We start from the raw sequence: 1,276 nt of genomic DNA on the forward strand, positions 1-1,276 counted from the left end.
GTGCTGGCGTTCGCCGTCCGCCACCTGGGGGCGGTGGCCGGCGTCGAGGTGACCGCCAGCCACAACCCGCCGCGCGACAACGGCTACAAGGTCTACCTGGGCGACGGCTCGCAGATCGTGCCGCCGGCCGACGCGGAGATCGCGGCCGAGATCGCGGCGGTGCGGTCACTGGCGGACGTTCCCCGGCCCGGATCCGGCTGGGAGGTGCTGGACGACTCCGTCCTGGACGCCTACCTGACCCGCGCCGAAACGGTCCTCGCGCCGGGCTCGCCGCGCACCGCGCGGACGGTGTACACGGCCCTGCACGGCGTCGGCACGGAGGTGGTGCTGGCGGCCTTCGCCCGTGCCGGGTTCCCCGCACCGGTGCTGGTCGCCGAGCAGGCTGAGCCGGACCCGGCGTTCCCGACCGTGGCCTTCCCCAACCCGGAGGAGCCGGGTGCGATGGACCTCGCCTTCGCGACGGCGCGGAGGGCGGAGCCGGATCTGGTGATCGCCAACGACCCGGACGCCGACCGGTGCGCGGTCGCGGTGCGGGACCCCTCCCGCGGCGGGTCCGGCGACGGCACCGGCGACGGGTCCGACGGCGGCGGATGGCGCATGCTGCGCGGCGACGAGGTCGGCGCGCTGCTCGCGGCGCACCTGGCCGACCGGGGCGTCACCGGCACGTTCGCCGAGTCGATCGTCTCCTCCTCGCTCCTCGGGCGGATCGCCCGGAAGGCGGGGGTCGGCCACGAGCAGACCCTCACCGGCTTCAAGTGGATCGCCCGGGTCGAGGGCCTGCGGTACGGCTACGAGGAGGCGCTCGGCTACTGCGTCGACCCGGACGGCGTGCGCGACAAGGACGGCGTGACGGCGGCGCTGCTCGTCACCGAACTGGCCTCGGTGCTCAAGGAGCGCGGACGGACGCTGCCGGACCTGCTGGACGACCTGGCGGTCGAGCACGGGCTGCACGCGACCGACCAGCTCTCGGTGCGGGTCCAGGACCTCGGCGTCATCGCCGGCGCCATGGCCCGGCTGCGGAAGTCCCCGCCGGCCTCGCTGGCGGGCCTCGCGGTGGTGCGGGCCGAGGACCTCGCGGAGGGCTCGGACGACCTGCCGCCCACCGACGGCCTCCGCTACACCCTGGACGGGGCGCGGGTGATCGTCCGCCCCAGCGGCACGGAGCCCAAGCTCAAGTGCTACCTGGAGGTCGTCGTCCCGGTCGCCTCCCGCGACACCCTCCCCGCCGCCCGGCAGGCGGCCGCGGAACGCCTGGTGGCCCTGAAGCGCGACTTCG

Annotated in this window: 1 protein-coding gene; it reads left to right on the plus strand. The window is 75.6% G+C overall.

The window, feature by feature from the left end; genetic code table 11:
• The coding region (locus HW445_RS31455; RefSeq protein WP_180224176.1) for a phospho-sugar mutase at nucleotides 1–1,276 on the plus strand (1,276 nt) is incomplete at both ends.

This window comes from Streptomyces sp. UH6, assembly GCF_013421635.1.
Lineage (GTDB): Bacteria > Actinomycetota > Actinomycetes > Streptomycetales > Streptomycetaceae > Streptomyces > Streptomyces abyssomicinicus.